Genomic DNA, 3,696 nt, shown 5'->3' with positions numbered 1-3,696 from the left:
GGCAATTTATATGAGCTCAGGCACAGATAAAATTGTTTCAAGCATTATGTCTGAAGCCCAAGAGAAAGCTGATGTAATCATTCAAGATGCAAACGCAAATGTTTCAGAAATTACCGCAAAAGCTGAAAAAACTGCAGAAGCAGAAAAACTTAAAATTTTAGAAAATGGTAAAAAACAATCTGATATGAGATATCAGCAAATTATCTCTGAAGCTAAGATGAATGCTCGTAGAGCAAAATTAGGCGCTAAAGAAGAAGTAATCGAAGCGGCTTTCAATCAAGCAACTGGAGAATTAAAAGCAAAAGCAGCTGATGGTGATGAAGAATATAAAGATTCTTTAGCAAAAATGATTCAAGAAGCTGCTAATGAAATTGGTACTAATGATTTAATTATCCATTTAAACGAAGCCGATACAAATCAGTTCAAACAAGATTTATCTTCAAGCGACAGTTTTGAGATAGATGGCATTAAATTCACATTAGGCGAACCTATCAAAACCATTGGTGGGGCTATCTTAAAAACTAGTAATGGAGATATAGAAGTTAACAATACTATTGAAGCTAGATTAGAAAGATATAAAAGTATCTTACGTAGTGAAGTTGCTGAAGTTTTATTTAAATAATTAGGAGGATAAATATATGGCAGATGAAATTGCTACCTTAATGAGTGCTGTAGGACTTTCACAAGAAACATTTCTTGTATTCTGTATCCTAGCAATACTTGTTGTAGGTGCAGTAGTTGTAATCATTACATCTAGACCAATTTTGGACATTTATCCTTATCTTAACCCAAGTTCAAGAGTAAGAGCTAGAAAAGGAAGATTATTTGATGAGAAACAAATTTCTGAAATTGTTGAAACCAACAATATTGAAGAAGTTGAAAATTATCTCAGAGGCATTCCTGAATATGCTGATGTTTTAGACGAGTATCCTCTTGATAAAGCATTGGATGTTGAACGTGCAAATACTTATGACTTTATTGCAAGATTAGCTCCTGAAGATATTAAAGACCCATTTGTTGTAATGTCTAAAAAAGCAGACATAGACAATATTAAAAGTCTTTTAACCGCTAAAGAAGTTGGCCTTTCTGCTGACGAAACAAAAGATTTGTTAATTCCTAGCGGATCATTATACAGTGATTTAGAATCTTTAGCCGATGCTGATAATGTAACTGACATTGTCACAAGTTTAGATGGCACTGAATATGCTGCAGCTTTAGAAGATGCTCTTCCAAAATATGAAGAAACTAGAATGATTCTTCCATTAGAATCTGCTTTAGATAAATATTATTTGGGCAAATTATTACGTTCTACAGATGTTCCATCTGATGAAAATAAACAAATATTATATTCTTATGTTGGAACTCAAGTTGATGTAGCTAATCTTAAACTAATTATAAGGGCAAAAGAAGATGGCCTTGATTATGATGCAATCTCTCCTTATATATTAGAAGAAGGATACCAATTACGTGAATGGAAACTTAAAGATTTAATGGAATCTCCTGATGTTACTAATGTAATATCCGGATTGGAAGGAACAAAATATGCTGATGCATTGACTGATGCAATGCCGGTTTACAATGAAACCGGTTCAGTTGCCGTATTCGAAAAAGCATTAGATACTTACACTTCTGAATATTCAAAATCTTTAGCATCTAAAAAACCATTAGGTATTGGTCCAATTATTGGTTATTTAAGTCAAAAAGAAAACGAAATTAAAAATTTAAAAATTATTGCAAGGGCTAAAAGAGAAGCAGACTTCCCTAATTCTAAAATCATGGAGATGTTAATATGAGTTCAGTAGCAATTATTGGTGATATTGACACCGTTTCAGGATTTAGATTAGGTGGTGTCAAAAAAGCAGAAGTAGTTAATACTCCTGAAGAAGCAATTGCAGCTTTTGATAAATTTTTAGAAGACGAAATTTCAATTATTATTATCACACAATTGATGGCAAATGAAATTAGAGAACACATAAACAGAACTATCGGTTCTGATGTTTTACCTATGATAATTGAAATACCAGATAAAGATGGGTCCTCTGAAGGATCATCTGATCAAATAAATGACCTTATTAAACGAGTTATCGGGGTAGAGATGGTTAAATGATTATTGAAGGAAATATTATTAAGATTGCTGGGCCTGTTATTGTCGCAGATGGTATGAGAGGGGCTCAGATGCTTGAGATGGTTAGGGTAGGTGATGAAAAGCTTATTGGAGAAATCATTGAGCTTGAAGGTGACACCGCAACTATCCAAGTATATGAAGAAACAGCCGGTATCCAACCGGGTGAAGTAGTTGAATGTACTGGTGGAGCATTGTCTGTAGAACTTGGTCCAGGTATTATGAGTTCCATTTACGATGGTATTCAAAGACCTTTAAGAATCATCAGAGAAGAATCTGGTGACTTCATTGCAAGAGGTATTGATGTAGATTCCATCAACAAAGAGAAAAAATGGGCTTTCAAACCTGTAGCAAAAGTTGGAGATGTTTTACAAGCTGGAGACGTACTTGGTGAAGTACAGGAAACCACAGCTGTTTTACACAAAATTATGGTTCCTCCTTCCGTTGAAGGTGAAGTAACTGAAATTGCAGCTGAAGGCGAATACACAGTTTTAGAAGACATCGCTGAAGTTGGCGGACAAAAAATACAAATGCTCCAAAAATGGCCTGTAAAAAGAAGCCGTCCATATGTAAGAAAATTAGACCCTGATGTACCTTTAGTAACTGGTCAAAGAGCACAAGACACTTTCTTCTCTGTAGCTAAAGGTGGGGCAGCAGCTATTCCTGGACCATTCGGATCAGGTAAAACTGTTACACAACAACAATTGGCTAAATGGGCAGATGCAGACATCGTTGTATATATCGGATGTGGAGAACGTGGTAACGAAATGACAGAAGTACTTACTGAATTCCCATTCCTTGACGACCCAAAAACCGGAAACCCATTGATGGACAGAACTGTTCTTATTGCAAACACTTCCAACATGCCGGTAGCAGCTCGTGAAGCATGTGTATACACCGGAATTACTATTGCTGAATACTACCGTGACCAAGGTTACGATGTAGCACTTATGGCAGACTCAACCTCAAGATGGGCAGAAGCTATGAGGGAGATTTCCGGAAGATTAGAAGAAATGCCTGGGGAAGAAGGTTACCCTGCATACTTAGCATCCAGATTAGCTCAATTCTACGAAAGAGCAGGAAGAGTAGAAACTATTGGTTCAGAACCACACATCGCATCTATTTCTGTAGTTGGTGCTGTATCTCCTCCTGGTGGGGACTTGTCAGAACCTGTTACACAAAACACATTACGTATTTGTAAAGTGTTCTGGGCGTTAGATGCATCCCTTGCGGATAAACGTCACTTCCCTTCAATCGACTGGTTACAAAGTTATTCATTATACGTAGACAGTATTGAAGGCTGGTGGGCTGAAAACGTAGCAACAGACTGGAGAGCAACTCGTGACCAAGCTATGAGTTTATTACAAAAAGAATCAGAGTTACAAGAAATTGTACAATTAGTTGGTCCTGACGCATTACCTGAAACTGACCAAGCTACTTTAGAAACTACCCGTATGTTAAGAGAAGACTTCTTGCAACAAAATGCATTTGATGATGTAGATACATACTGTGCTCCTGATAAACAGTACAAAATGTTAAAAACCATTTTATTATTCTACAAAGAATCTCTTGCA

Annotated in this window: 4 protein-coding genes; all 4 read left to right on the top strand. The window is 36.2% G+C overall.

Features of this window, described 5'->3' with window-relative positions:
* The first annotated feature begins 10 nt into the window (after positions 1-10).
* Positions 11-622 (top strand): V-type ATP synthase subunit E, encoded by a 612-nt coding sequence (locus ACJMLH_RS00670; RefSeq protein WP_405274032.1) that lies wholly within the window; start codon positions 11-13, stop codon positions 620-622.
* Positions 623-638: 16 nt separating this feature from the next.
* Positions 639-1,793 (top strand): V-type ATP synthase subunit C, encoded by a 1,155-nt coding sequence (locus ACJMLH_RS00665; RefSeq protein WP_405274031.1) that lies wholly within the window; start codon positions 639-641, stop codon positions 1,791-1,793.
* Positions 1,790-2,107 carry a V-type ATP synthase subunit F gene (locus ACJMLH_RS00660; RefSeq protein WP_405274030.1) on the top strand — a complete coding sequence of 106 codons (318 nt, stop codon included), beginning with the start codon at positions 1,790-1,792 and terminating at the stop codon, positions 2,105-2,107. The genes ACJMLH_RS00665 and ACJMLH_RS00660 overlap by 4 nt, the downstream gene beginning before the upstream one ends.
* Positions 2,104-3,696 (top strand): ATP synthase subunit A (locus ACJMLH_RS00655; protein WP_405274029.1); only part of this gene is annotated, 1,593 nt, incomplete at its 3' end. The genes ACJMLH_RS00660 and ACJMLH_RS00655, both read left to right, overlap by 4 nt.

Source organism: Methanobrevibacter sp., assembly GCF_045116495.1.
Taxonomy (GTDB): Archaea; Methanobacteriota; Methanobacteria; order Methanobacteriales; family Methanobacteriaceae; genus Methanocatella.
Note: the sequence above shows the minus strand (reverse complement) of the source record. Positions and strands in the feature narration are given on the sequence as shown.